Source organism: Nocardia sp. JW2, from assembly GCF_051843015.1.
GTDB classification, from domain to species: Bacteria; Actinomycetota; Actinomycetes; order Mycobacteriales; family Mycobacteriaceae; genus Nocardia; species Nocardia coubleae.
The window spans coordinates 26724-51000 of record NZ_JBPXLK010000009.1; the positions used below are offsets into that span (position 1 = coordinate 26724).

Consider the following 24277-nt stretch of genomic DNA (forward strand, 5'->3'; position numbering starts at 1 on the left):
TCGACGGAAGGGTCGGGATGGATCAGCTCGGGGTTGCGGTTGTCGGGTTCGGGTTGGCGGGGGCGGTGTTTCATGCGCCGTTGATCGCGGCGGAGCCGAGGATGCGGGTGGCGGCGGTGGTGACGTCGTCGGCGGAGCGGGCCGCGCAGGCGCGGGCGCGGCATCCGGGGGTGCGGGTGTGGGAGAGCGCGGAGGAGATGTTCGCCGAGGCCGACGATGTGGATCTGGCGGTGATCGCGACACCGAATCGGACGCATGCGGAGCTGGCGGTGAAGGCGTTGGTCGCGGGGTTGCCGGTGGTGGTCGACAAACCGTTCGCGGTGAAGTCGGCCGATGCCGAGGAGGTGGTCACTGTCGCCGGGCGGGCGGGGCTGCCGCTGAGTGTTTTCCAGAACCGGCGCTGGGACAACGACTTCCTGACCGTGCGGGCGTTGATGGACGGCGGCGAGCTCGGTGAGGTGCGCCGGTTCGAGTCGCGGTTCGAGCGGTGGCGGCCGGTGTCGAAAGGTGGCTGGCGTGAGGTCGGCTCCGCCGAGGACGGGGCGGGGATCTTGTTCGATCTGGGCAGTCACCTGGTGGATCAGGCGCTCACCCTGTTCGGCCCGGTCACCGAGGTCTACGCCGAACTCGACCAGCGCCGCCCGGACGTGCAGGCCGACGACGACGCCTTCATCGCCCTCACCCACGCCTCCGGCGTCCGCTCACACCTGTGGATGAGTGCCGTCGCACCCCAACTCGGTCCGCGTATGCGCGTGCTCGGTTCCACCAACGCCTACACCGTCTCGGGCCTCGACCCACAGGAAGACGACCTGCGTGCCGGCCGCCGCCCGGACGACGGAAACCCGTGGGGCACAGTCACTCCCGACAAATGGGGCACCTTCGGCGCGGGCGATGACCTGAAGCCGATCCCCACCCTCCCCGGCGACTACCCGGCCTTCTACGCCCAGATGGCCGCCGCCCTACTGGACGACGCCCCGGTTCCGGTGGACCCACGCGACGCCGTGGAAACCCTGCGCATCCTGGAATACGCGCGCCACGTCGCCACTCCACCCGAAGACGACTGATCCCACCCACCCGGCAAGCCGACGGTCGGCCCACGGCGGGGGTTGTGTCGGCTGGTCGCCGCCCGAATCAGAGCTTGGCGGAACGCAGTTCGTGCCCCTTGGACGTCTTGCAGCGCCCCGACTCCAGGTCCCACTGCCACCCGTGCAGGTTGCAGGTGAGGTTGTTGCCTTCCACCACACCGAATTTCGACAGGTCGGCCTTGAGGTGCGGGCAGCGGCGCTGCACTTCCCAGCCGTCGAGTTCGATGGTGGCCGAGTCGTCGTGCGCCTCGGCGAACCAGCCGTCGGCGTAGGCGATGCGCTCGTCGGTGAGGCACTTGAAGAAGGTGTAGAGGAATTCGTTGTAGCCGCCGATACGCCACGCCTGGAAGCGGGTGGACAGGAAGATCGTGTTCACCCAGTCCGGTTCGTCGTCGCGCAGCACGGTGCGCACCAGTTCGGGGGCGATGCGGAAGCCGTAGCGGTAGCGCCCCTCGCCTTCGATGGGCTCGCGCACGGTGCGCTGCGGGAAGTCCAGGACGATGGTTTCCTCGCCGAGCACCAGGCCCACGGGGTAGCCGATGCCGTCGCTGATGAGCGCGCTCTGCTTCATGATCGGCTCGAACAGCTCGCGCAGCGGCTCGAGCAGCGAACCCTCGCCGTGCTCCCACGTCGCCTTCTCGGCGGCGAGCACGGGCGCGAAGCGTTCGGCCATGTCGGCGATGTAGGCGGCCTTGTCGCCGTAGATGCGCTGCGGGTTGAAGGGGTGCGTGAGGTCGAGGTCGGCACCGCGCACGTCGGCCACGGAACCGGGGATCATCAGGATCCCGCCCTTGTTGCCGTGGATCTCCATCTGCTCGAGAAACACGATCTGGTCCGGGAAGATGTTGCCCTCGTCGCCGCGGTCGTCGTTGAGGTAGCGCAATTCGTCGTCGAGGAACACCGGCGGACCGGCCGACGGCACCACCCAAGTGGCACCGACCTGCTCGATGTAGGAGCGGGCCCGGTCCATGCCGCGCTGGCGCTTCTGCTTGCCGAAGTTGGCCTTGGTGCGCGCGGGGATGTCGTAGACGGCCGGGTACCAGATGGCGCCCGAGTACTGCAGCAGGTGGATGTCGATGTGCCCGAACGCGTCGTGGATCACGTCCATGTCGACGGGGCGGGCGTCGTTCATGTTGAAGCAGGTGGTCTCGCCGTCGGAGACGAGGATGCCCGAGTCGCCGATGGGGCCGTCGGCGGGCGCGCGCAGCGCGACGATCATGATGTCGAGCGAACCCTTGGGCCCGGTGACGGTGTGCTTGACCGAGTCCTCGGTCTCGAAGAACTTGGTGAAGCCGAGGGCCTCGAGCTCGCGGCGCAGATCCGGCACCGGGTAGTCGGGCAGCAGGACCGTCGCCTCCTTGTTGACGTGCTCGCGCAGCAGTGCGGCGTCGAAGTGGTCGCGGTGCAGGTGCGAGACGTAGAGGTAGTCGACGTCGCCGAGCGCCGCCCAGTCCAGGCCGGTGTTGTCCGGGAACGGGAACCACGACGCGAAGTAGGCGGGGTTCACCCACGGGTCGCACAGGATGGTCCCGGCCTCGGTTCGGATGTGGAAGCCAGCATGTCCGACACTGGTGATCTGCACGAGCTATGTCCTCCTACCAGGATCTGATTCGCCGACGCACCGGGCTCGACCTGGTGACGCGAGCCGCCGCCGAGCTCTGACCACTGCGGCGGCACCAGCCAACAAGGGTAGTGGCTAAACCGTTACATCACCGATGCAGTAGCCCTCGGGGGTCGAGACGACGGTGAATGTGCGCGTCCTGGTGCCCCCGGGGGAGGTGGTCACCGGGACCTGAACCGCCAGGTAATCCCCCTGAACTCGTTCGGATGATAGCTCTTGGTCGGCGAAGGAGGTGACATTGCCTACTTTGCCCGAGTCGGTGGACAGCGGGGGTGCTGTGGGATTGCCGGTGCCCTGTGGGTCCCAGGCGGTCGGGCTCGCCGCGCAGGTCAGGGGGTGGATCTGTTCGGTGTCGTCCGGGTTGAGAGGTTTGCCCGTTGCGCGGGCCAGGTAACGGCGGACGGTGTGACGCGCGTCGGCCTCGTCGTAACCGGGCTCGACGCCGGCGGGGAAAACCCGGCCGCAGGCATAGCCCATAGCGATGTCGCGCTGCTCCACGGTGATCGTCGTCGTCGCGTTGCGCCAGGTGACGGTGTCGGCGGTCGCGGTGCCCGGCCTGCTCAGGGCGGCGAGGATCGACTGCGGGTCGACGTACATGTCGGCGACGGTGCGCGGCGGGATGGTCCAGCACTTGTCCTGTAGCTCGGTGACCGTCGCCGAGCGCAGGTCGGCGGCCCAGCGGCGCACGGCGGTCACGGCATCCGGGTTCCCCGCCACCGCGCCGACCTGCGGTGCGTCGGCGGGCAGCGGCTCGGTGGTCGGTACCGGTGTGGTCGCGGCCTCGGTGGCGGTCGAAGACGCGGCTACTGCCGAGGTGCTGGTGGCAGGCGCGGCCACCGGTTCGTCGCCCGGAATGCCCGATACCGAGTCGCAGCCGGCGATCAGCGCGGCGGCGGTCAGGCCCGCGGCCAGCGCACTCGCGCGACGGGTCGGAGCAAACGGGGGCAGCTGAGCGCGTTGCACTTCGACGTTCCTCATTCCTTGGCCGGGTGCCGGAAGCGGCGATCTGCGACTACGCTAGCTGAATTGTGGAACCCGTCTACCGGTCGATCATCGGCCTGGCCCGAACCGTCTTCTTCCTCGAAGGTCTGAAGTTCACCGTCAAGGGGGCCGAAAACATCCCCGCGACAGGTGGTGCCGTGGTGGCGATCAACCACACCGGCTACATGGACTTCACCTACGCCGGCCTGCCCGCGCGCACCCCCAAGCGCTACATCAGGTTCATGGCGAAGGCGGAGGTGTTCGACAACAAGATCTCCGGCCCGATCATGCGCGCCCTCAAACACATTCCGGTCGACCGCACCGCGGGCGCCGACTCCTACAAGGCGGCGGTGAAGTACCTGCGCGACGGCGAGCTCGTCGGCGTGTATCCCGAGGCGACCATCAGCCGCAGCTTCGAGATCAAGGAATTCAAGTCCGGCGCGGCCCGGATGGCCCTGGAAGCCGACGTGCCGATCATCCCGATCGTCATCTGGGGCGCTCAGCGCGTGTGGACCAAGGGCTTCCCGAAGCGCCTGGGCCGCACCAACACCCCGATCTCCATCGCCGTCGGCAAGCCGATCAAGCCCTACGAACCCGTCGGCGACCTGACCGCCGAGCTGCGCGGAACCATGCAGGCCATGCTCGCCGACCTGCAGAAGGACTACGAACACGAGCCCGGCGCCTACTGGGTGCCCAAGCGCCTCGGTGGCAGCGCTCCCTCGCTGGAGGAGGCCACCGCTCTCGACAACGCCGAGGCCGCCGAGCGGTTGGCGCGCAAGGCCGAGCGGGCGAAGCCCGAGAACTAGCCGGGCGCCCGGCAACGCATCGGTGGTGGCGGCTCGCCGCGCAGGTAGGCGGCGGGCGGCACACCCATCAGGGTCCAGAAGTCGGCCGTGAGGTGGGACTGGTCGTAGTAGCCGGTCGCCGCCGCGAGGTCCGACCACGGCGTCTTGCCCGCGGCTGTGAGGACGCGCCGTACGCGGTCGATCCTGGCGAAATGCTTGGGCGACAACCCGATTCCGGCGGCGAAGAGCGAGCGCAGCTGGCGTTCGCTGACCGCGAGCCGGGTGCCAGGCGCAGGCGCACGCACCCACCGGGCGTCTCGGCCCGTGAGTAGGCCGCCCTGGTCTGGGCCCCGATGACGAAGGCCGCCCTCCGGCCGGAATATTCGGTGCGCACCACCACGGTGGTCGAGGTGACGGGCGGATGGGCGAACGGCTGGGCGAGGTCGTCGGGTCGACATGCTCGATCCATGATCCTGATCACCGGTGCCACCGGCACCATCGGTAATGCCCTGGTTTCCCATCTCGTCGCCGAGGGCGTCGCGGTCCGGGCGACCACTCGCGACCCCGCGAACGCGACCTTCCCCGCCGGGGTGGAGGTGGTGCGCGTCGACTACCGCGACCCGGCCACCTTCGCCCCGGCGATGGCCGGGATCGAGGCCGCTTTCCTCAATGGGCTGCCCGGTCCGGGCGACACCGATGTCGACGCCGCCCTGGTCGAGGCCGCGCGCGTAGCCGGAGTACGCCGCGTGGTGAAACTGTCCATCATCGGCGCGGGCGACCCGCGCCTCGGTGTGCCCGGTCGCTGGCACGTGCCCGGCGAGGACGCCGTGCGGAGCTCAGGGTTGGAATGGACGATCCTGCGCCCCAACACTTTCGCCTCGAACACGCTCAGCTGGATCGAACCGTTGCGCGCCGGGCTGCCGGTACCGAACCTCACCGGTGACGGTAGGCAGGCGGTCGTCGACCCGCGCGATGTGGCCGAGGTCGCCGCCGCTGCCTTGCGCACCGGCGACCACCACGGCCGGACCTACACACTCACCGGTCCCACCCTGCAGACCGCGCGTGAGCAGGCCGCCGCGCTGGCCGAGGTGCTCGGTCGCCCGATCGCCGTCACCGATATCGCCGAGGACGACGCACCGGAGTTCATGCGGTCGGCGGGGCTGTCGCCCGCGTTCGTCGAAGCGGCTTCGCAGGGCCAGTCCTTCATCCGGCACGGTCACAACGAGCTCGTCACCGACGACATCGCCGCCGTGCTCGGCCGCCCACCCCGCGACTACGCCGAATGGGCCGCCGACCACCGCACGGCCTTCACCGAGCGCTGATCGACACCCCCGATCAGTTCATGCTCAGCACCCACGAGCCGTTGCAGCCCCAGCTGGTGTTGCGTTTCGCGTCGTAGGTCCAGACGGGGTTGATCGGCGGGTTCACCCGCACATGCCACCGGCCCGACGGCGACTTCACGGCGTTGCCCTCGCGGGTGACGATCTTGACGTCGTCGTGGCCGAACGACCAGGAGCCCCGGCTGGTCGGGTAGTCCAACCGCATGCGGACCCGGCCGCCGGTGTGGTTCTGCACCACCAGGCAGGAACCGGGGTGGTTGATGTCGATGGCGTAGTCGCTGTAACCCTCCTCGCCACCGTTGTCGGTGGTGTCGACGAATCCGACGGCATCGGTGATGTCGGCGTTCGCGGGGCCCGCGACCATGACGGTCGTCACAGCCACGGCGGCGGTGAGCAGTCCGAGAGTCTTCAATCCCTTACCTCCCCTGAGTGGCGGCAATGGTTGCCTACCTGCGAATAAGCCTCCCGTGCAACGGCTTCCGCATTCTTATCGCGGGCTTAACGGTGGGCCCGATCGCCGGGGCGGCAGACCGTCCGGGCGGCGGTCAAGGGGGCGGATTTCGTGTTTCGGTGACGGGCACGCTAAAGTTCCTTCTCGCACCACGAGGCCCGGATCGGGCCGAGGACGTGCACGCGGATGTAGCGCAGCTGGTAGCGCATCACCTTGCCAAGGTGAGGGTCGCGAGTTCGAATCTCGTCATCCGCTCAACGAAAGCCCGGCCTGGATGCCGGGCTTTTCTGCTGTCAGTACCGGTTCAGGCGGTCACGCGTGAGTGGCGGCAGGAACTCGCCGATCAGTGTGCGGCGCCACCAGATCCGCTGCCCGAACAGTTCGGCCGGGGTGCTGAACTCGTATTCGTAGAGGTGGGCCCGCACATAGTGCGGCGGGTCGTCGGGGAACGGATTGGGCCCGAGCAGGCGCATGGTGTCGGGGTCGTTGCGCAACAGCCGCGCGGCCAGCGGCAGCGCCCACGAGCGGGCGTAGGCGGGCGAGATCGCGGCGAACCACATCAGCCAGTCCAGGCGCAGGTGGTAGGGCGCGAACTGGCGTGGCATTCGACGCGGGTCGCCCGGTTTGCCTTTGAACGCGTATTCGCGCCACACGGTGTCGTCGGTGAGGTACGTGTCGTCGGTGCCCTCCAGCACGATCTCGTAGCGGGTCCGGCCGATCGACCCGAACGCGCCATAGGTGTTGACCAGGTGCAACGGGTCGAAGGAGGCGTTCATCTGCTGATTCGGCGAGAGCATATTGCGCACCGGCCAGTAGCTCGCCACCACCACGAGGGCCACGTAGGCGATGCAGACGCCGACGAACCAGCCCGGCGCAGCGGGCGCGGACTGTCCGCCGGGCAGTGAAAGCGCGGTGGCGGCCAGCAGCAATGTCACCCAGTTCAGCCAGGCGAAATTGCCCGACAGCACAAGCCACAGCTGGGTGACGATGACGATCGCCGCCGCGATACTCGCCACCGGCTGCGGCGCGAACAGCCCGAACGGCACGATGAGCTGGGCGAAGTGATTGGCCGCCACCTCCACCTTGTGCAGTGGTTTGGGCAGGTGGTGGAAGAACCAGCTCAGCGGACCGGGCATCGGCTGGGTTTCGTGGTGGTAGTACAGGCAGGTCAGGTCGCGCCAGCACGGATCGCCGCGCAGCTTGATCAGCCCGGCCCCGAACTCCACCCGGAACAACAGCCACCGCGCGGCCAGCAGCACGAGCAGCGGCGGGGCGATGGTGTCGTTGCCGAGGAATATCGCCAGGAAACCGGCCTCGAGCAGCAGTGATTCCCAGCCGAAGCCGTACCACAGCTGGCCGACGTTGACGATCGACAGATAGAGCACCCACAGCGCGAACCACAGCAGCACGGCCGCCCACAGCGGCACCGCGTCGGCCAGACCCGCCGCCACCGCGACCGCGAGCGCCACCCCCGTCCACGACACGGCGGCGAACAGCCGATCCGAATAGCGCAGATGGAACAGGCTCGGCGACTGCCGCCACGACGAGCGTTCGAGGAAACGCGGAATCGGCAGCATGCCGGGTTCGCCGAGCAAGGCCCGGAACTGGAGTGCGGCGGTCAGGAAGGCGACGGCATAGATCACCGCCAGGCCGCGCTGGAAGATCAGCCTGCCGTACCAGTATTCCGGTGCCGCGGACCACTCCATGCGCTCGCTCCTGGGAGATCGGCCCTTCGGTGGACTACCCGGTGTCGTGCGTCGATAACAGGGCGGCGCGCAGTTCGCGCTCGTCCCATTGTCCGGCGACACCGGGCCGCACCCGCAGGTAATCGACGATCCGGTCGGTGTCCCACCCCTGACCTTCGCGTAGTCCGGCCCCGATCATGGCGAGATATCTGGCCGAAGGGGGCTGTACCTCAACAGCTTCGGGTAGCCAGGGGGCTGTGAACGTCAGGATCGGCACGCCGTCCTCGTCACCGAGATGGACGACGGTTTCGTAGCGGCCCGGCCCGAAGCGGACCCGTCCCTCCTCGACGACCCGTGACACGTCGAAGCCGCGGCCCGGCGTGCGGTACATCTCCTGGTCGAGCAGGTCGGCGAACTGGTCGAGGGTGAGCAGATACCCCCTGGCGACGGCACCGTTCGGCCACCCGGGTGCGGGTTGGTCGGTGTAGAAGGCGACGCCGCCGGTCCACACCGGGCTCTGCCAGGCGAAATACACGGTGCCAGGCACGGTGAGGGCGGTGGTCTTCGCGGGTGGGGTGGGATCGCGGAAGCCTGCGTAGAGGTGGTCCGTGCCGGGTGGTGTGCCACCGAGCCGGTAGTAGTCGAAGCGGGCCGCGCACATGTTGGAGCCGTATGCCGCATACCAGATCTGTTGTGTCACAGGCTCATTCCTGATCAGTCACGGTTCGAATGCCGAAGAAACGGATTGATCCACCCCTTCGATTGTCCCTGCGAGGGCGGGAAGACCGAAGGACGCAAGAATCGAGAACGTTCGGTCTGGAAACTGCCAGTCGGGACAGACTGAGAGCGACCGAAAACAGTGCAGCGACACGAGATAACGTGGCTCGACTGTAACGGTTAGCCGCGTTCTGAACGAATGACCATTCGGTCGGGAAAGCCAAACGAGCGGAGATGTTTTCATGCGTACAGTCCTCATGCTGGCAGCTGTTGTGGCATTGACCGGAGGGCTCACCGCTTGCGGCACCGAGTCGGGTTCGAGCCTGCCGAGCACTACCACTCAGCACTCGGCCACCTATGCCTCGCCCGCACCGAGCACGGGTCAGCCGTCCAGCGCACCTGGTGCGGGCTCACCTGGCGCGGGTTCGCCGGGGACAGGTTCGCCTGACGCGGGTTCGCCCGGCGCGGGTTCGCCGGGGGCGGGTAGCCCCGACACCCAGGCACCGGATACCCCGAAACCGACGGCCGTCCCGGCTCCGAGCAAGGACGGCTTCACCCCCGTCGACGCGAACAAGTACCAGCTCGACGGCGGCCACTACTTCCGGTCACCGTCCGGGAACATCTACTGCGGCATCCTCACCCAGGCTCCCTACGGTGTCGGCTGTCAGCTGGCCTCCACGAACTACATTTCGCCGAAGCTGCCGAACTGCACCGACGCCCCCGACCGCAAGGTCGCCGCGCACCTCTACCAGGGCAAGTCGGAACTCCTGTGCACCAGCCAGGGCATCTTCGTCGGTATTCCACAGGACGGTTCGCCCGCAGGCGGCGTGGTGCTGAACTACGCCGAATCCCTCACCGTCAACGGCTACACCTGCAGCTCGTCCTCGCAGGGTGTCCGCTGCGTGTCGGGTGGTCACGGCTTCGCGATCTCGGCCGACGACCAGCACACATTCTGAGCTCGAACGGCATCGCCACACGCCGGAGCTCGTGCTGCCGTGTTGCAGTGCCGCGGCACTACCTCGGAATGTGGATGCCCGCCGCGCGCAGCTTGGTCTCGACGAGGGCGCCGAGCACGCCCGCGGTCGAGGTGGGTTCGTGGCCGTGGTGGGCGATGAGCTGGTAGCGGGTCGCGGCCTCGGTGCGAGCCTGCATGCCGGTCACGATTCTCAGGTGCGCCGGGTTGGCGAGGTAGTGCTCGATCATCTCGTCGGCGAGATCCTCGATGCGGGGATCGTCGGGGGCCCAGGCCGCGGCCTCGACACCGCGCCGCAGCAGGGCGACGAAATCCGGGTCCTCGATGGCGTTCTCGACGTCGGTGAGGTAGTCGTCGAACCCGTCGGGGACCAGGGCCCGCGCCAGCACCCAGCCCTCCCTGGTCGCCGCGACCTCGGCCTCGGGAAAACCGAGGCTCGGCATCCGTTCCAGCATCGCGACCGCGCGGTCGGGCAGCAGGGCTCGATTGCCGTCGCTGAGCCGGTGCAGCGTGTCGCGCCGGGCGGTGAGCTCCTCGATGCGCTCGGTGAGCTGACGTCCGACGTCGGCCAGGGCGGTGGCGAACTGGTCGGCGTCGGCGTCGAGCAGGGGTTCGATGTCGGCCAGCGGCACCCCGGCGGCGGCCAGCGTCCGCACCTGGACCAGCCGCAACAGTTCGGCCGAGCCGTACCGCCGGTACCCGGCGCTGTCCCGCTCGGGCTCGGTCACCAGGCCGAGCTTGTGATAGTGCCGCACCGTCTTCACCGTGACACCGACGAACGCCGCCGCCTGCCCGATCGTCACCCCGTTCCGCATGTGCTCAGCTTGCCTTGTCCGACAGCGCGTTTCCCGGTTCACCGCCGAACACCGCTTCGACCAGCGTCTTCTGCGTGACCTGGAAGACCGGCGCCAGTGTCATCTCCGCGTCGTCGACGAAGGTCAGGTACGCGGTCATGGTCACGCTCGCGTCGGGGGTGCTGTACATCAGTGTCGCGTAACCGGCGATCCCGCCGTTGTGGGTGATCAAGGTGGCGCCGCCCTCGGTTTCCTGCACGAACACCCCGAGCCCGTAGGGCATGCCGGGGATCCCGGTGTCGTGGGTGCGCAGCATCTCGGCCAGCAGCGGTTCGGGCAGCAGCGTGCCGTCGAGCAGGGCGCGGATGAAGGTGTGCAGGTCGGCGGTGGTCGAGATCATGTCACCGCCGGTGCAGACCCAGGACGGGTTGTGCAGGGTGACGTCGACGGTGTGCTGCTCGCCGCCGTCGCTGTAGCGGTAGTAGGCGTGCGGGTGCGGTTCGGGCAGATCCGTCGAGGCGCCGGGCAGCACGGTGTCGGTCATGCCGAGCGGGCCGAAGATCAGGCGCTGCGCCTCCTCGGCGAGCGAGCGGCCGGTGATCTGCTCCACCAGCAACCGGGCGATGATGTAGTTGGTGTTCGAATAGCTCCAGCCGGTCCCGGGCTCGAATCGCGCAGGCTTCGAGAGGGCGAGGGTGGCCAGGTCCTCCGGTCGGTAGGTCTCGAACCGCTTGTCGACCCACTCCTTGCCCGCGATGGTGGAGGGCACGCCGGGCACGATGGTGCCGTCCTCGTACAGCTCGCCGGTGATATTGAAGATCCCGCTGGTGTGCTGCAACAGCATTCGGACGGTGACCCGCTCGTCGAGCGCGTAGTCGGGCAGGTAGCGGATCGCCGGGGCGTCCAGCTCGATCCGGCCCTCGGCGACCAGCCGCAGCACGATGGCGGCGGTGAAAGTCTTGGTATTGCTGCCGATTCGGACGTGACCGTCGACGGGCGGCGGTGTGGTGGCGCCGAGTTCGCTTACTCCCGCGCTGCCCGCCCACTCGCCGCGCTCGTCGTTCACCCGCAGTGACGCACCGACGAAACCGCTGTCGACGATGCGCTCGATGAGTTCCTGGAGTTCCGGACGGTCCTGAGTGGCAAGGGTGTTCGTGTTCGACATGGTGATCGCTCCTGTTCGCGTGATCGGCTTTCCCGCCGCTGCGACCAAGGCTCCACCTTGACCTTAGGTCAACCGCAAGAGTGATCTGGATCACCGAAAGAGCGGGGCGGCAAGGTAACTGCCGCCCCGCTCTTTCCGCGCGCTACTGCGCGGTCGACTTGAACCGACGCAACCGCAGGCTGTTGCTCACCACGAAGACCGAGCTGAACGCCATCGCGGCACCGGCCAGCATCGGGTTGAGCAGGCCCGCCATGGCCAGCGGGATCGCGGCCACGTTGTAGGCGAATGCCCAGAACAGGTTGCCCTTGATCGTGGCCAGGGTGCGGCGCGAGAGGCGGATCGCGTCGGCCGCGGCCCGCAGGTCACCACGCACCAGGGTGAGATCGGCGGCCTCGATGGCCACGTCGGTTCCCGTACCCATCGACAGGCCGAGATCGGCCTGGGCCAGGGCCGGTGCGTCGTTCACGCCGTCACCGACCATGGCGACGACCTTGCCCTCGGCCTGCAACCGCTTGACCGTTTCCACCTTGTCCTGCGGCAGTACCTCGGCGATCACCTGCTCGATACCCACCTCGGCGGCGATGGCGTTCGCCGCGCGGGCGTTGTCGCCGGTGAGCAGGATCGGGGTGAGGCCGAGCCGGCGGAACTGCGAGATGGCCTGTGCGGAGGTCGGTTTCACCGCGTCGGCGACCGCGAGCACGCCGCGTGCCTTGCCGTCCCAGCCGATCGCCACGGCGGTCTTACCCGTCGATTCCGCGTCGGCCATGGCGGCGGCGAGGTCGTCACCGAGGGGCTGCGACCAGTCGGCCAGCAGCCGGGCCCGGCCCACGATCACGGCGTGACCGTCGACGACACCCTGCACACCGAGACCTTCGATATTGGCGAAACCCTCCACCTCGGGCAACGTTCCGGCATCACGTGCGGCCTTGGCGATCGCCTGGGCGATCGGGTGCTCCGAGGAATCCTCGAGCGCACCGGCCAGTTCCAGCACGCGGGCCTTGTCCTCACCCTCGGCGGGGATCACGTCGAGCAGGGTCATCTTGCCGGTGGTGACGGTACCGGTCTTGTCCAGCACGATGGTATCGACCTTGCGGGTCGATTCCAGCATCTCGGGGCCCTTGATGAGGATGCCGAGCTGCGCGCCGCGTCCGGTGCCGACCATCAGCGCGGTCGGGGTGGCCAGGCCGAGGGCGCACGGGCAGGCGATGATGAGCACCGCGACTCCGGCGGTGAAGGCGGCGGCGATGGAACCGCCGGTGCCCAGCCAGAACCCGAGGGTGGCGACGGCCAGGGCGATGACGATCGGGACGAAGATGCCCGAGATCTTGTCGGCCAGCCGCTGGGCCTGCGCCTTGCCGGTCTGCGCGTCCTCGACCATCTGCGCCATCTGGGCGAGCTGGGTGTCGGAGCCGATTCTGCTGGCGCGCACCAGGAGTCGTCCACCGACGTTCACTGTCGCACCGGTGACGGTGTCGTCAACGCCGACCTCCACCGGCACCGATTCGCCGGTGAGCATGGAGGCGTCGACGGCCGAGGAACCCTCGGTCACCACACCGTCGGTGGCGATCTTCTCACCGGGCCGGACGACGAACACGTCACCGACGGCCAACTGCTCCACCGGGATTCGTGTCTCCACGCCGCCCCGCACCACGGCCACGTCCTTGGCGCCCAGCTCGAGCAGCGCCTTCAGCGCGGCACCGGCGCGGCGCTTGGACCTGGCCTCGAAGTAGCGTCCGGCCAGGATGAACGTGGTGACGCCCGCGGCGGCCTCGAGGTAGATGCTGCCGGTGCCGTCCATCCGGGCGATGGTGAATTCGAACGGGTGCGTCATGCCGGGTGTGCCCGCGGTGCCCCAGAACAGGGCGTACAGCGACCACCCGAACGCGGCGAGCGTGCCCATCGACACCAGGGTGTCCATGGTCGCGGTGCCGTGCTTCAGGTTGGTCCAGGCCGCCTTGTGGAACGGCAGCGCGCCCCAGATCACGACCGGCGCGGCCAGGGTGAGCGAGAGCCACTGCCAGTTGGTGAACTGCAGAGCGGGGATCATCGCCATCGCGATCACCGGGACGGTGAGCACCAGCGACACCAGCAGGCGGGTGCGCAGCGATGCGGTCGGGTCGTCCTCGGTGGGCGCGTCGGTGGTCTCGGGTTGCTTCAGGGCGGGCAGTGCCGCGGTGTAGCCGGCCTGCTCGACGGTGGCGATCAGTTCCTCGGGGGACACGTCACCGGTGACATCCACGCGCGCCTTCTCGGTGGCGTAGTTGACGGTCGCGGTGACGCCATCGAGCTTGTTGAGCTTCTTCTCGATGCGGTTCGCGCAGGAAGCGCAGGTCATGCCACCGATCACCAGTTCTACCTGGCCGGTGCCCGGTGGGTGTGTCACGGCGGTCATGGGGTGCTCCGATCGTTTCCTGATATCGATTCTTGCTGAAGGTTTGCGGGTGGTGCTCAGTGGCCGTGGCCGGGGGTGCCGTGGTCGGCCGGCGCGCCGGTCGGTGCGGGAGTGCTCGCACCCGACTGGGCGACGCGCAGGGTGAACTCGGCGGTGCGGACCACGCCCTGGTGCTGGAAGTCGAGGAACAGACGGTAGTCGCCCGCGCTCGGTGCGTTCACCACGAAGTCGATGCCCGGACCGGCCGGTGTCACGCCGTCGCCGGGCGTGCCTTCGGGGTGAACGTGCAGGTAGGCGAGGTCGGCGGCGCGCAGGGCGACCAGGTGACCGTAGGCGCCGAGGTAGGGCTGCAGGTCGGTGACCGGTGTGCCGTTGCGGCTCACCGACAGCGTGACCTTCGAGGACTGGCCCGGAGCCACGGTTCCGTTCAGCGCGACGGTGTACTCGCCGACCTTGGCGGTGGCCGCGGGTGCGGGTAGTGCCTGCACGTCGTAGTTGCCTGCCACGCGCAGGTCGGCGCCGAGGGTCAGGTTCGACCCGCCCGCCGGGGTGAAGTCGGCGAACACCCGGTAGTCGCCCGCCCGGCTCAGGTTCAGCGGCACCGACCAGGTGCCCGCGGCGTCGAGCACCGGGTGGACATGCTGGAAGGCGGCCATGTCGCGGCGGACCACGATCAGGTGCAGGTCCTTGTCGTGGCTGGTCTGGTACTCGGTGAGCGGTGCGCCGGTCGCGTCGAGGATGCGGAACGAGACGGGCGTCTGCGCCGCGCTCTTCACGACCGTCGTGTCGAGCGCCAGCGTGTAGCCCTGGTCGGTGACCAGCAGGCCACCGGGCAGGTCACCGGCCGGTGCCGCCGCCGAGTGCTCGCCGTGCCCGGCCGGAGCCTGGGTGGGCTCCGGGCCGACCAGGGCGCCGACACCCAGAGCGATCCCGAAGACCGCCGCGAGGCCGAGGGTGAATCCGGCGAACTTGCCTGTTGCGTTCATCGGGATGCTCCGTTTCGGTTTCAGTCTGCGAGCTGGAAGCCGGCCGCGGTGACGGCGTCGGCGAGGGCGGTGCGGTCGGGGGTGGCGCCTTCGATGGTCACCGAGCCTGCGGCCAGGTCGACCTCGACGCCGGTGACGCCCGGCAGGGCGCCGACCTTGTCGCGCACCTTGTTGGTGCAGCAGCCGCAGGTCATGCCGGTGACGGTCACGGTGGTGCTCATGATGTTCTCCTCTGTCGTCGTCATAGTTACCATACCCCCCTAGGGTAGGTTGTCAAACCTGGGCGGGGGTCTTGTCCTCGGCGGGGCTGCGCAGGGTTGCCGCCGCGATGCCCGCGCCGACGAGGGCCAGCAGGCCCGCGCCGAGGAAGGCGGCGGAGTAGCCGTCGGTGAGCGCCGTCGGATCACCCAGTTCACCCGCGCCGAACGCGGCCGCCACCGCCGTCATCGCGGCCAGGCCGAGCGCCGAACCCACCTGGTAGCTGACGTTGACGATGCCCGAGGCGAGCCCGCCCTCCTCCGGTCGCGCGGCCGAGATGGCGGTGCCGAGCGAGGGGATGAACGCCAGCGACATACCGCCCGCGGTCACCAGCGAGGCCGGCAGCACGTCGACCCAGAAATTGCCGGTGGGGCGGACCAGCGACATGATGCCCAGGCCGAGACCGAGCACAACCAGACCGGTCACGATCATCGGCTTGGCGCCGAACCGCTGCATCGCCTTCGGGGCGAGCACGACCATGCCGAGCATGATGAGCGTCGTCATCGGCAGCAGTGCCGCGCCCGAGGGGAACGCGCTGTAGCCGAGTACCTGCTGCAGGTACAGGTTGAGGAAGAACCACATCGGCACCCAGGCGGCGGCCAGCGCGAACTGGGCGAAGTTGGCGGCGGCCAGGTTCGGTGCGCGGAAGATGCTCAGCCGCATCAGCGGTTCCGAGCGGCGCGACTGGATGGCGACGAAACCGGCGAGCAAGGCGGCGGCCACGGCGAGCACACCCCAGGTCTGCCCGGATGCCCAGCCGACCTCCGGCGCCTGCACGATGGCGTACACGGCCGCGGCCAAACCGGCTGTCACAGTGACGGATCCGGCGAGGTCGATGGATCCCTTACGGGCGGGTGCGGCGGGCATCAACAGCGGAACCGCGATCAGCGCGAGCACGGCGATCGGGATGTTGATGTAGAAAACCCAAGGCCAGCTCACATATTCGGTGATGACGCCACCCAGGAACACGCCCGCCGTACCGCCTGCCGGCGCAGCCGCTCCGTACACCGCGAGTGCCTTGGTGAGTTCCTGTGGCGTACCGCCGAACAGCATCATCAGCAGCGTGAGCGCCGACGGTGCGATCAGCGCCGAACCGGCTCCTTGGATCGCCCGACCGGCCAGCTCGACGCCGACCGAGCCCGCGGCACCGGCGATCACCGAGCCGACGGCCAGCACCAGCCAGCCCGCCCCGAACACCCGGCGGGCACCGAACAGGTCCGACAGCCGTCCGCCGAGTAGGAGCAGACCGCCGAAGGCGATCACGTAGGCATTGAAGACCCAGGTGAGATTCCCGGGGGTGAAGCCGAGTTCGGCCTGCATCTTGGGCAGCGCGATCCCGATGATCGAGGTGTCCATGATGACCATGAATTGCGCGGCGGCGATCACCGCCAGCGCCCACCACCTGCGGGTGGATTGCGATTGCGTAGTCACGACTTTCGTCCTTTCGAGCTGAGTGCGTCTCGTGGACGGTACCTTACCCCCCTAGGGTATAAAGGTGTCAAGCATGAATGTGCTCGAACGGCGAAACGCCCGGTTCGCGGGGTGCGAGCCGGGCGTCGGGACGAGAGGGTCAGTGTGCGTGCAGGTTTCGCGCGGTCGGTGAGGTGGGCGTGGTGGCCGGGTCCGGCGCGGTGCCGAGCAGTCGATCGGCCGTGCCGGTGGTGGTGACCGTGAACCAGTAGTGCTCGTTCTTGTAGTGGTGATGGCGATGATTACGCCAAATCGCCCGATACGCGGTGTGTTTCGGCTTGTAGTCGGTGTGGATCAGGTAGTGCGTCCACTCGTAGAGCAGGCCGAGAACGGTGATGGTGAGCAGGAAGGTGAGGCCGAGGCCGAGGCGCGGGAACGCGAGCAGCGCGATCGCCACCAGGGTGACGATGGTGAGCAGTAGCGACTTCGGCGGGATGAAGATCAGTGGCACATCGCGGGGATCGGTGTGGTGGGCGCGGTGCTTGCGGGCCAACTCGCTGTCGAGGGTAATAGGGCCTAGATGCTTTGGCCGCCAATGCAAAACGGTGACATGGATGACCCATTCGATCAGCGGGAATGCCGCGAGGATCAGGATCGGCACCAGTGCGTCGGTGAGCTGCCAATCTCCGACCAGCACGCGTGCGACCAAGGCGACGACCAGGACCGCGCCGATCATCCACGGCGACGGATGCCGAAGGAATTCTCGCCCCGCCGCGCCCAGGGACATGCTGCGGCGAATTCGGCCCGTGCTGCCTGCGGATTCGCTTCGCTTCGTGCGAGGCAGGTGCTCGGCGGAGCCCGAGCCGGTCCGTTCGGGAGCCTTCTCGCTTGTGCCGGTCGGGGTTTCGTGCGACGACGTTGTCGGACGGTCAGTAGTCATGGTGCTTCCTCGGGTGGATCATGCCCCGTCGAGGGCATGGATGAGAGCGGTGGTCGCCGGCTCGAGCAGTGCCCGAGCGCGTTCGGCGGCCCGTTCCGGCTCGCCCGCGTCGATCGCGGCGGCCAGGTCTCGATACGCGCCCCCATTGCCCACCTCGGCGGACATGATCGGCGCGAGCGCGGCCAACGCGGGTTCGTAGGCGGCGCGCAGCATGGAATACATCAGCCGGAACGCGATCGAGTCGGCGAGATCGAGCACGTGATCCCAGAATTCGAGCGCGATCCGCTGCTGGGTGAGTGGATCCGACGCGGCGACAAGCCTTTCGACCGAGTCGTGCAGGAGCGTCAACTCGCCGTCCACCGCCGATTCCGCGATGGGCGTCGGCGCGGCCTCGGCCGACAAGGCCGTGCCGCCCCCGCGAGCGGCCTCCCTGCGCACCCGGCGCGCGGCGAGCTCGGCGATCTTCGGCCCGTTGTGCAACCGCGCCTCGAGGATGCTCCGCGCGACCGCCGGATCGATCGAGTCCCCCCGAAGCAACAGCCGTGGCAGCACCTCCAACCCCGAACTGCGCCGATAATCCAGCACGGTCGTCGCTTCCCCCTGCCGCACCGAGACCAACCCCGCCGCCGCCAACCGCTGCAACGCCTCCCGCACCGCAGGCCGTGAAACTCCCAGCGCCTCGGCCAGCTGCCGCTCACTCGGCAACGAACTGCCCACCGCCAGCTCCCCACCCAAGACCTGCTCGGCAATCTGCTCGAACACGTCTCCGGATACCGACCGCTTCACAACAGGAGTCCACGCCATATCCCAAGCATGCGCCCGCCTGGCCAGCTGGTCAAGTGGTAAGACCAGTCCGCAACCGGTACTCGCCCCACGCTCACGAATCGGGGACGCGCGATCACCACACTCTGGCGGCGGAAGCTACTCAGCCGATGTCGCCACCACAGCGTGGTGATCAACCGTTCAGCTGGGGTCGGAGCCTCGGATGGCGGAGAGCCAGGTGGCGGTGGCGGCGGTGACGGTGGTGGCGCCGATGAAGGCGGGGAGGCCGCCGTTCATGACGTAGACCCAGAGGAGGCCGGCGAAAGGGGCGGCGACCGTGGATTGGGCGTCGAGGATCAGGCGCCGGGTCGGGGTGAAGGCGGGTGGGTCGGCGGGACGGGTGGGGTTGTCGACGAGCTTGCCCGGGGGTTCGGTGGTGCGTGCCCGGCCGGAGGGGAAGAACCGGGTCGAGCCAGCGGAAATCGAGCGCGGGGTGATGTCCAGGTCGGTGGGGGTGAGGGTGGACAGTGCCGGTTCGTAGAACACCGGCTGCCACACCGTGCGCTCACCCACGCTGATCTCCAGGAACGACCGGCTCACCAGCCGATGCTGCTGCCGAACCCGCCGCCCCGCCGCGATCCCGCCGCCGTCCCGCCGCGCCGCGACCCCACTGGGCAGCACCCCGAACGCCAGCGTCATCTGATAGCCGGTGTACCCGAGCACCCCCAACGCCACCACGGCCAGCGCACTCACCTGATCCAGGTCGGCGAACGGCACCCACGCCGCGATGACGACGAGGGTGCCGCATGTGACCGCCAGTGGATAGGTGAGGGCGCGCAGGCTCACTTCAGGAAGCCGACCTTGGTGTAGTCGGGTGACGCGAGGCCGAACGCTCCGTAGTTGGCGAGGTTCTCCCGCACGGCATAGGTGCCCGAAGCCTGTTGCAGCGGAATCGAATAGCCGGAAGCGAAGATCAGCTTGTCGCATTCGTTGGCGAGTTCGCGCGCCTTGTCGGGATCGAGTTCGGAGATCGTGCGTTCGATGAGCGCGTTCAGCTCCGGCGACCCGATCCGGGCCTTGTTGGACTTCAAGTTGTTCGGGTCGTAGGCGTAGATCTGCGGCAACGCACCGAGCGGCAGCACGCTTCCGCCCCAACTGAACTGGGCCAGTTCGAAGTTGCCCGGGTCGATCACGTCCTTGAAAAGCCCCGCACCCGGCACCGTCTGGATGTTCAGCTTCACGCCGATCTGTGCCAGGTTCTGCTGCACGATCTGCGCGGTCTGCACCCAGCCGTCCTGCTGGTACATCACATCGCGGAGTTCGAGCTTGCGCCCGTCCTTCTCGCGGACCTCACCGTTGAGTTTCCAGCCGAGGTCGTCGAGCATCTTCGCCGCCGCGGTCGGGTCGAAGGAGATGGGTCCGGAATTGTCCTGGTACCCCTTCTGGCCCTGCATGTAGATGTGGTTGTTCAGCGGCTTCGGATCGTCGACCACGCCGTTCTGCGCGGCATTGACGATGCCCTGCCGGTCGATCGCCTTGGACAGCGCGATCCGCAACTGGGGGTCCTCGAGCAGCGAGCCGGGCGCGCCGTTGAACGTGATGTGCGACCAGCTCGGTTCCGGTGTGCGCCGCAGCACCACGCCCGCCGCCTGCTTGGCGCCGGTGACATTCTCGATGCCGGACATGTAGGCGACGTCGAGTTCGTTGTTCTGGATGGCGGGCAGCCAAGCGGAACTGTCGAGCACGCTGAAGGTGATCGTGTCGAGTTTGGGTGCCGCGCCCCACCAGGCCGGATTGCGTGACAGGACGATCCGGTTCTGGGTGCGGTCGATCGAGCTGATCTGGAACGGGCCGGCGCTCACCACGAGACCGTTGCGGTCACGGTCGTTGAACGCCGCGGCCGATTCGGTGCTCGCCTTCGGATACAGCGGACTGAACTGTCCCTGCCATTCGGCATACGGCTGCGAGAAGGTGACGACGGCCTGCCGATCATCGACACCGCGTTCCACCTTCTCCACGCGCTCGAACCCGCTGGTCGCCGAAATCAGAAATGCCGGGTCACGGCCACTGAGCGCCGCCGCTTGCGAGCGAAGATCCTCCCAGGTGATGGGCGTTCCGTCGGACCACACGGCCTTCGGATTGATCGTGTACGTCACCTGTTGCGGGTTGGTGCCGGTGAGCTGGATATCGGTGAAATAGTCGTGATTGACCGACAATTCGCCTGCGGCGTTGCTGGTGTAGGGCGAAGGCAGCAGCGGCTCGATCACATCGCCGGTGTTCTCGGTAGTCCCGTCGACCTGCAAATAGTTGAATGTCTCGGGCAGTGCGGTCAGCACCAACCGCAGATTGCCGCCGTCGCGCAGGTCGGCCACATCGTGGGCATTGATGTCGTTGCCGGTACCGATGAGATTGGTCCCGGAGGAACCGCCGGTGTCGCCCGAACACCCGGACAGGATCAGGCCGATGGCCACACATGGCACCGCGAATCGGGTACCGAGCGAGCGAATTCGCATGGGGTTGCGCCCTTTCCGTAAGCGGGCCGAGGTCACTTGACGAAGCCGACCTTGGTGTAGTCGTAGGAAGCCAAGCCCGAGGCACCGTAATTGGCGAGGGTTTCGCGCACCGCGACCGTGCCCGCCGACTGCACGATGGGCAGGGAGAAACCGGATTCGAAGATGATCCGGTCGGCCTCGTTGGCCATGTCGATCGCCTTCTCCGGGTCGAGCTCGGAGATGATCTCCTCGATCAGGGCGTTCAGTTCGGGTGAGCCGATGCGGCCCTTGTTGCTGAGCGGATTTTCCGGGTTGTAGGCGTAGATCTGCGGGAGCGCACCGAGCGGGAAGATGCTCTTGGACCAGGTGAACTGGGCGATATCGAAGTTGCCCGGGTCGATGACATCGGTGAACAGGCCGTTGCCCGGGTAGGTCTCGATGTGCAGTTTCACCCCGATCTGGGCCAGGTTCTGCTGGGCGATCTGGGCCATCTGCACCCAGCTGTCCTGCTGGTACATCACGTCGCGGATCTCGAGTTTGCGGCCGTCCTTCTCGCGGACGTCGCCGTTGAGTTTCCAGCCGAGTTCGTCGAGCATGCGGGCTGCTTCGGCGGGGTCGTAGGCCACCGACTGGGCGTTGTCCTGATAGCCCTTCTGCCCGTCGAGGTAGATGTGGTTGTTCAGCGGCTTCGGGTCGGTGACGATGCCGTTCTGGGTGGCGGTGGCGATGGCCTGACGGTCGATGCCTTTGGAGATCGCGACGCGCAGCTTCGGGTCGGCCAGGATGGAACCGGGCGCGCCGTTGAAAGTGAAGTGCGAGAACCGCGGCGCGGGGGCGCGGCGCACCTTGATGCCGGGGGAATTGCTCGCGGTCTTCACCTCATCGATGCCCGAAACCGTCGCAGCGTCGAGTTCGTTGTTCTGCAGAGCGTTCAGACGTGCCGAATAGTCGAGAACGCTGTAGGTGACCGTGTCGAGCTTCGGGGTGTCACCCCACCATTTCGGGTTGCGGTTCAAGGTGATGCGCTGCTGCGCGCGGTCGATCCCCGTCACCATGAACGGCCCCGCCGACAGCGGCATTTCGTTGCGGTACATGTCATCGAAGGCCTGGGTCGTTGCGGTGCTCTGCTTCGGGTACAGCGGATTGAACAGACCCTGCCATTCGGCGTAGTGCTTGGCGTAGGTGACGATCGCCTGCCGGTCGTCGACGCCGCGCTCGACCTTCTCGACGCGGTCGTAGCCCTGCGTCGCCGACACCTGATAACCGAGATCGCGACCACTCAAAGCATGTGCCTGCGACTTCAGATCCTCCCAGGTGATGGGCGAACCGTCCGACCACACCGCCTTCGGATTGATCGTGTATGTCACCTGCTGCGGCTCGGTGTTGGTGAGCTGCACGTCGGTGAAATAGTTGTGGTCAACCGTGATGTTGCCTGCCGCATCGGCATTGATGGTGCCGGGCAGCGTCCACCCGACCACATCGCTCACCTCGCTGTCGCCGTCGATGTGATTGGCATTGAAGGTGGGCGGGAAACCGGTGAGCGGCAGGCGGAGATTGCCGCCGTCCCGCAATTCGTCGCGTTCCTTGGGGTTGATGTCGTTCATCGCCGTGATCGAACTCGACCCGGTCTCCAGCTCGGGACCGGAACCACAACCACCGAGCAGCAGCGTCAGCGCGGCCACTGGTGCGGCGACGCGAAATCCGGCGCGACGCAGCCGGGAACCATAGGTAGCTGTGGTCATTTCAGGAATCCGATCTTCGTGTAGTCGTAGGTGGCCAGTCCCGGTGAACCGATATTGGCGAGGGTCGAGCGGGCGCCGACGCTTCCGTCGGTTTGCATGAGTGGCAGGGAATGGCCTTCTTCGAAGACTTTGCGGTCGACTTGGTTGGCGAGTTCGATGGACTTTTCCGGGTCGAGTTCGGTGAGGGTGCGTTCGATGAGGGCGTTGAGTTCGGGGGAGCCGATGCGGCCGTAATTGCCCTGGAGGTCGTCGGGGTCGTAGTAGTAGATCTGGCGGATGCTGCTCAGCGGGAACGGGTCGCCCTGGAAGATGAATTGGGCGGCGTCGAAGTCGCCGGGCTGGATGACGTCGGTGAAATAGCCGGCGCCCGGTTTGGTGTCGATGGTGAGGCCGACGCCGATCGCGGCCAGGTTCTGCTGGATGATCTGGGCGATCTGCACCCAGGTCGGGTCGTTGTACATCACGTCGCGGATGACGAGTTTGCGGCCGTCTTTCTCGCGGACGTCGCCGTTGAGTTTCCAGCCGAGCGCATCGAGTTCGCGGGCGGCGGCGTCGGGGTCGAAGCCGAGACTGTTGTCCTGGTAACCCTTTTGGCCCTGCAGGAAGATGTGGTTGTTCAACGGCGTCGGCTTTTCGACGAGGCCACCCTGCAAAGCATCGACGATGTGCTGACGGTCGATGGCCTTCGAAATGGCAACGCGCACGCCTTGATCGGCCAGGATGGAACCGGGTGCGCCGTTGAAAGTGATGTGGCGCCAGCGATTACCCGGTGCGCGGCGCACGACGAGCCCTTCGGTGCCGCGCACGGTCTGCACATCTTCGAGGGTGGTCAACCGGACCAGGTCGAGTTCGTTGTTCTGCAATGCCTGCACCCACGACGAATGGTCGAGCACAGAGTAGGTGATGGTGTCGAGCACCGGCTTGTCACCCCACCAGCGGGGGTTGCGGCCCAACGTGATCCGGCCCTGACCCCGATCGGTTCCGGTGACGATGAACGGCCCGGCCGACACACCCATCGCATCGGCGAGGCTGGTGTTGAACGCTTCGGGCGTGCTGGTCACCGACTTCGGGTAGAGGTTGGTGTTGCCCGCGAACTGTCCGCGCCAGTCGGCGTAGGGGGTGTTGAAGGTGAGTACCGCCTGCCGGTCGTCGACGCCGCGCTCCACCTTCTCGACGAATTCGAAACCGTTGGTGATCGCGATCAGGTACCGCTTGTCGCGCCCGCTCAGCGCGTTGGCCTGGGCGGCGATGTCCTCCCAGGTGATGGGCGTGCCGTCGGACCACACCGCCGAGGGATTGATCGTGTACGTCACCCGCATCGGATCGGTGCTGGTCAACTCCACGCCGGTGAAGAAGTCGGTGTCGACCGTCAGCTGACCAGACGCGTCCACTTCGAACGCGCGCGGCAGCATGGCGCGCACGATCTCGCCGATCTCCCCGTCGTTGCCGTCGTTGGACAGCGTGTTCCAGTTCGCCGGATACGAGGTGACGGCCAGGCGCAGATTCCCGCCCTCGCGCAGTTCCCCGACTTCGGTGGGATTGATGTCGATGGAGCTGCCGATCGCGCCGGTGTACCCGTCGGCCGCGTCGTCACCGCCACCACAACCCGCCACGATCATCCCGGCGGCCACCACCACGGCCGCACAGCGCAGCCGGGCACCGTGCGTGCGTAGGCGTCGGGTTCTCATGGCGTCTCCT

At 67.5% G+C, this 24277-nt stretch carries 22 protein-coding genes and 1 tRNA gene; 5 read left to right on the plus strand and 18 right to left on the minus strand.

Features of this window, described 5'->3' with window-relative positions; genetic code table 11:
* Positions 1–17: 17 nt before the first annotated feature.
* Positions 18–1064, plus strand: a complete 1047-nt coding sequence (locus ACSVDM_RS14860) for a Gfo/Idh/MocA family protein (RefSeq protein WP_439265557.1) — start codon at positions 18–20, stop codon at positions 1062–1064.
* A 67-nt stretch (positions 1065–1131) separates the two neighbouring features.
* On the opposite strand, the gene ACSVDM_RS14865 is transcribed toward ACSVDM_RS14860, so the two are convergent.
* Together ACSVDM_RS14865 and ACSVDM_RS14870 are read right to left on the minus strand one after the other, a co-directional pair.
* Positions 1132–2667: a Rieske 2Fe-2S domain-containing protein gene (locus tag ACSVDM_RS14865; RefSeq protein WP_439265559.1), complete on the minus strand. Its 1536-nt coding sequence runs from the start codon at positions 2665–2667 to the stop codon at positions 1132–1134.
* A gap of 114 nt (positions 2668–2781) precedes the next feature.
* A complete protein-coding gene (locus tag ACSVDM_RS14870; protein WP_439265561.1) occupies positions 2782–3669 on the minus strand; it encodes a hypothetical protein in 888 nt (295 codons plus the stop codon).
* A 65-nt stretch (positions 3670–3734) separates the two neighbouring features.
* Here ACSVDM_RS14870 and ACSVDM_RS14875 point away from each other — a divergent pair, with 65 nt between their 5' ends.
* Positions 3735–4493 (plus strand): lysophospholipid acyltransferase family protein, encoded by a 759-nt coding sequence (locus tag ACSVDM_RS14875; protein WP_067495346.1) that lies wholly within the window; start codon positions 3735–3737, stop codon positions 4491–4493.
* Here ACSVDM_RS14875 and ACSVDM_RS14880 read toward each other — a convergent pair.
* A complete protein-coding gene (locus tag ACSVDM_RS14880; RefSeq protein ID WP_439265563.1) occupies positions 4490–4777 on the minus strand; it encodes a helix-turn-helix domain-containing protein in 288 nt (95 codons plus the stop codon). The two genes, ACSVDM_RS14875 and ACSVDM_RS14880, sit on opposite strands and share 4 nt — an antisense overlap.
* Positions 4778–4939: 162 nt before the next feature.
* On the opposite strand from ACSVDM_RS14880, the gene ACSVDM_RS14885 reads away from it, so the two are divergent.
* Complete coding sequence (locus ACSVDM_RS14885) at positions 4940–5794, plus strand: SDR family oxidoreductase (protein ID WP_439265565.1); 855 nt, start codon at positions 4940–4942, stop codon at positions 5792–5794.
* Between the two features lie 13 nt (positions 5795–5807).
* Here the strand turns inward: ACSVDM_RS14885 and ACSVDM_RS14890 are convergent, their stop codons facing one another.
* The gene (locus tag ACSVDM_RS14890) at positions 5808–6224 is read right to left on the minus strand and encodes a hypothetical protein (protein ID WP_439265567.1); all 417 of its coding nucleotides are present in this window, start codon (positions 6222–6224) and stop codon (positions 5808–5810) included.
* A gap of 221 nt (positions 6225–6445) precedes the next feature.
* On the opposite strand from ACSVDM_RS14890, the gene ACSVDM_RS14895 reads away from it, so the two are divergent.
* Positions 6446–6518, plus strand: a tRNA-Gly gene (locus ACSVDM_RS14895).
* A 38-nt stretch (positions 6519–6556) separates the two neighbouring features.
* Here the strand turns inward: ACSVDM_RS14895 and ACSVDM_RS14900 are convergent.
* Both ACSVDM_RS14900 and ACSVDM_RS14905 read right to left on the minus strand, forming a co-directional pair.
* A complete protein-coding gene (locus tag ACSVDM_RS14900) occupies positions 6557–7969 on the minus strand; it encodes a lipase maturation factor family protein (protein ID WP_439265569.1) in 1413 nt (470 codons plus the stop codon).
* Between the two features lie 34 nt (positions 7970–8003).
* Positions 8004–8648 (minus strand): histone deacetylase, encoded by a 645-nt coding sequence (locus ACSVDM_RS14905; RefSeq protein ID WP_439265571.1) that lies wholly within the window; start codon positions 8646–8648, stop codon positions 8004–8006.
* Positions 8649–8907: 259 nt separating this feature from the next.
* On the opposite strand from ACSVDM_RS14905, the gene ACSVDM_RS14910 reads away from it, so the two are divergent.
* Positions 8908–9621, plus strand: coding sequence for a DUF6636 domain-containing protein (locus ACSVDM_RS14910; protein WP_439265573.1), 714 nt, complete (start codon positions 8908–8910; stop codon positions 9619–9621).
* A 58-nt stretch (positions 9622–9679) separates the two neighbouring features.
* Here ACSVDM_RS14910 and ACSVDM_RS14915 read toward each other — a convergent pair whose 3' ends face one another.
* The 12 genes from ACSVDM_RS14915 to ACSVDM_RS14970 form a co-directional block, all read right to left on the minus strand.
* Positions 9680–10453: a MerR family transcriptional regulator gene (locus ACSVDM_RS14915; protein WP_439265575.1), complete on the minus strand. Its 774-nt coding sequence runs from the start codon at positions 10451–10453 to the stop codon at positions 9680–9682.
* A 4-nt stretch (positions 10454–10457) separates the two neighbouring features.
* The gene (locus ACSVDM_RS14920) at positions 10458–11597 is read right to left on the minus strand and encodes a serine hydrolase domain-containing protein (protein WP_439265577.1); all 1140 of its coding nucleotides are present in this window, start codon (positions 11595–11597) and stop codon (positions 10458–10460) included.
* Between the two features lie 142 nt (positions 11598–11739).
* Positions 11740–13989: a heavy metal translocating P-type ATPase gene (locus ACSVDM_RS14925; RefSeq protein WP_439265579.1), complete on the minus strand. Its 2250-nt coding sequence runs from the start codon at positions 13987–13989 to the stop codon at positions 11740–11742.
* A 56-nt stretch (positions 13990–14045) separates the two neighbouring features.
* Complete coding sequence (locus ACSVDM_RS14930; RefSeq protein WP_439265581.1) at positions 14046–14975, minus strand: hypothetical protein; 930 nt, start codon at positions 14973–14975, stop codon at positions 14046–14048.
* Positions 14976–14995: 20 nt separating this feature from the next.
* Positions 14996–15196, minus strand: coding sequence for a heavy-metal-associated domain-containing protein (locus ACSVDM_RS14935; protein ID WP_439265583.1), 201 nt, complete (start codon positions 15194–15196; stop codon positions 14996–14998).
* Between the two features lie 52 nt (positions 15197–15248).
* Positions 15249–16664: an MFS transporter gene (locus ACSVDM_RS14940; RefSeq protein ID WP_439265584.1), complete on the minus strand. Its 1416-nt coding sequence runs from the start codon at positions 16662–16664 to the stop codon at positions 15249–15251.
* A gap of 139 nt (positions 16665–16803) precedes the next feature.
* Positions 16804–17430, minus strand: coding sequence for a sterol desaturase family protein (locus ACSVDM_RS14945; protein ID WP_439265782.1), 627 nt, complete (start codon positions 17428–17430; stop codon positions 16804–16806).
* A 171-nt stretch (positions 17431–17601) separates the two neighbouring features.
* Positions 17602–18387 carry a FadR/GntR family transcriptional regulator gene (locus ACSVDM_RS14950; RefSeq protein WP_439265586.1) on the minus strand — a complete coding sequence of 262 codons (786 nt, stop codon included), beginning with the start codon at positions 18385–18387 and terminating at the stop codon, positions 17602–17604.
* A gap of 159 nt (positions 18388–18546) precedes the next feature.
* On the minus strand, positions 18547–19191 hold the full coding sequence (locus ACSVDM_RS14955; RefSeq protein WP_439265588.1) for a hypothetical protein: 645 nt from the start codon (positions 19189–19191) through the stop codon (positions 18547–18549).
* Positions 19188–20858, minus strand: coding sequence for an ABC transporter family substrate-binding protein (locus ACSVDM_RS14960; protein ID WP_439265590.1), 1671 nt, complete (start codon positions 20856–20858; stop codon positions 19188–19190). Before ACSVDM_RS14960 ends, ACSVDM_RS14955 begins: the two co-directional genes overlap by 4 nt.
* A gap of 32 nt (positions 20859–20890) precedes the next feature.
* Complete coding sequence (locus ACSVDM_RS14965) at positions 20891–22579, minus strand: ABC transporter family substrate-binding protein (RefSeq protein WP_439265592.1); 1689 nt, start codon at positions 22577–22579, stop codon at positions 20891–20893.
* Complete coding sequence (locus ACSVDM_RS14970; protein WP_439265594.1) at positions 22576–24267, minus strand: ABC transporter family substrate-binding protein; 1692 nt, start codon at positions 24265–24267, stop codon at positions 22576–22578. The genes ACSVDM_RS14965 and ACSVDM_RS14970 overlap by 4 nt, the downstream gene beginning before the upstream one ends.
* Positions 24268–24277: the final 10 nt, after the last annotated feature.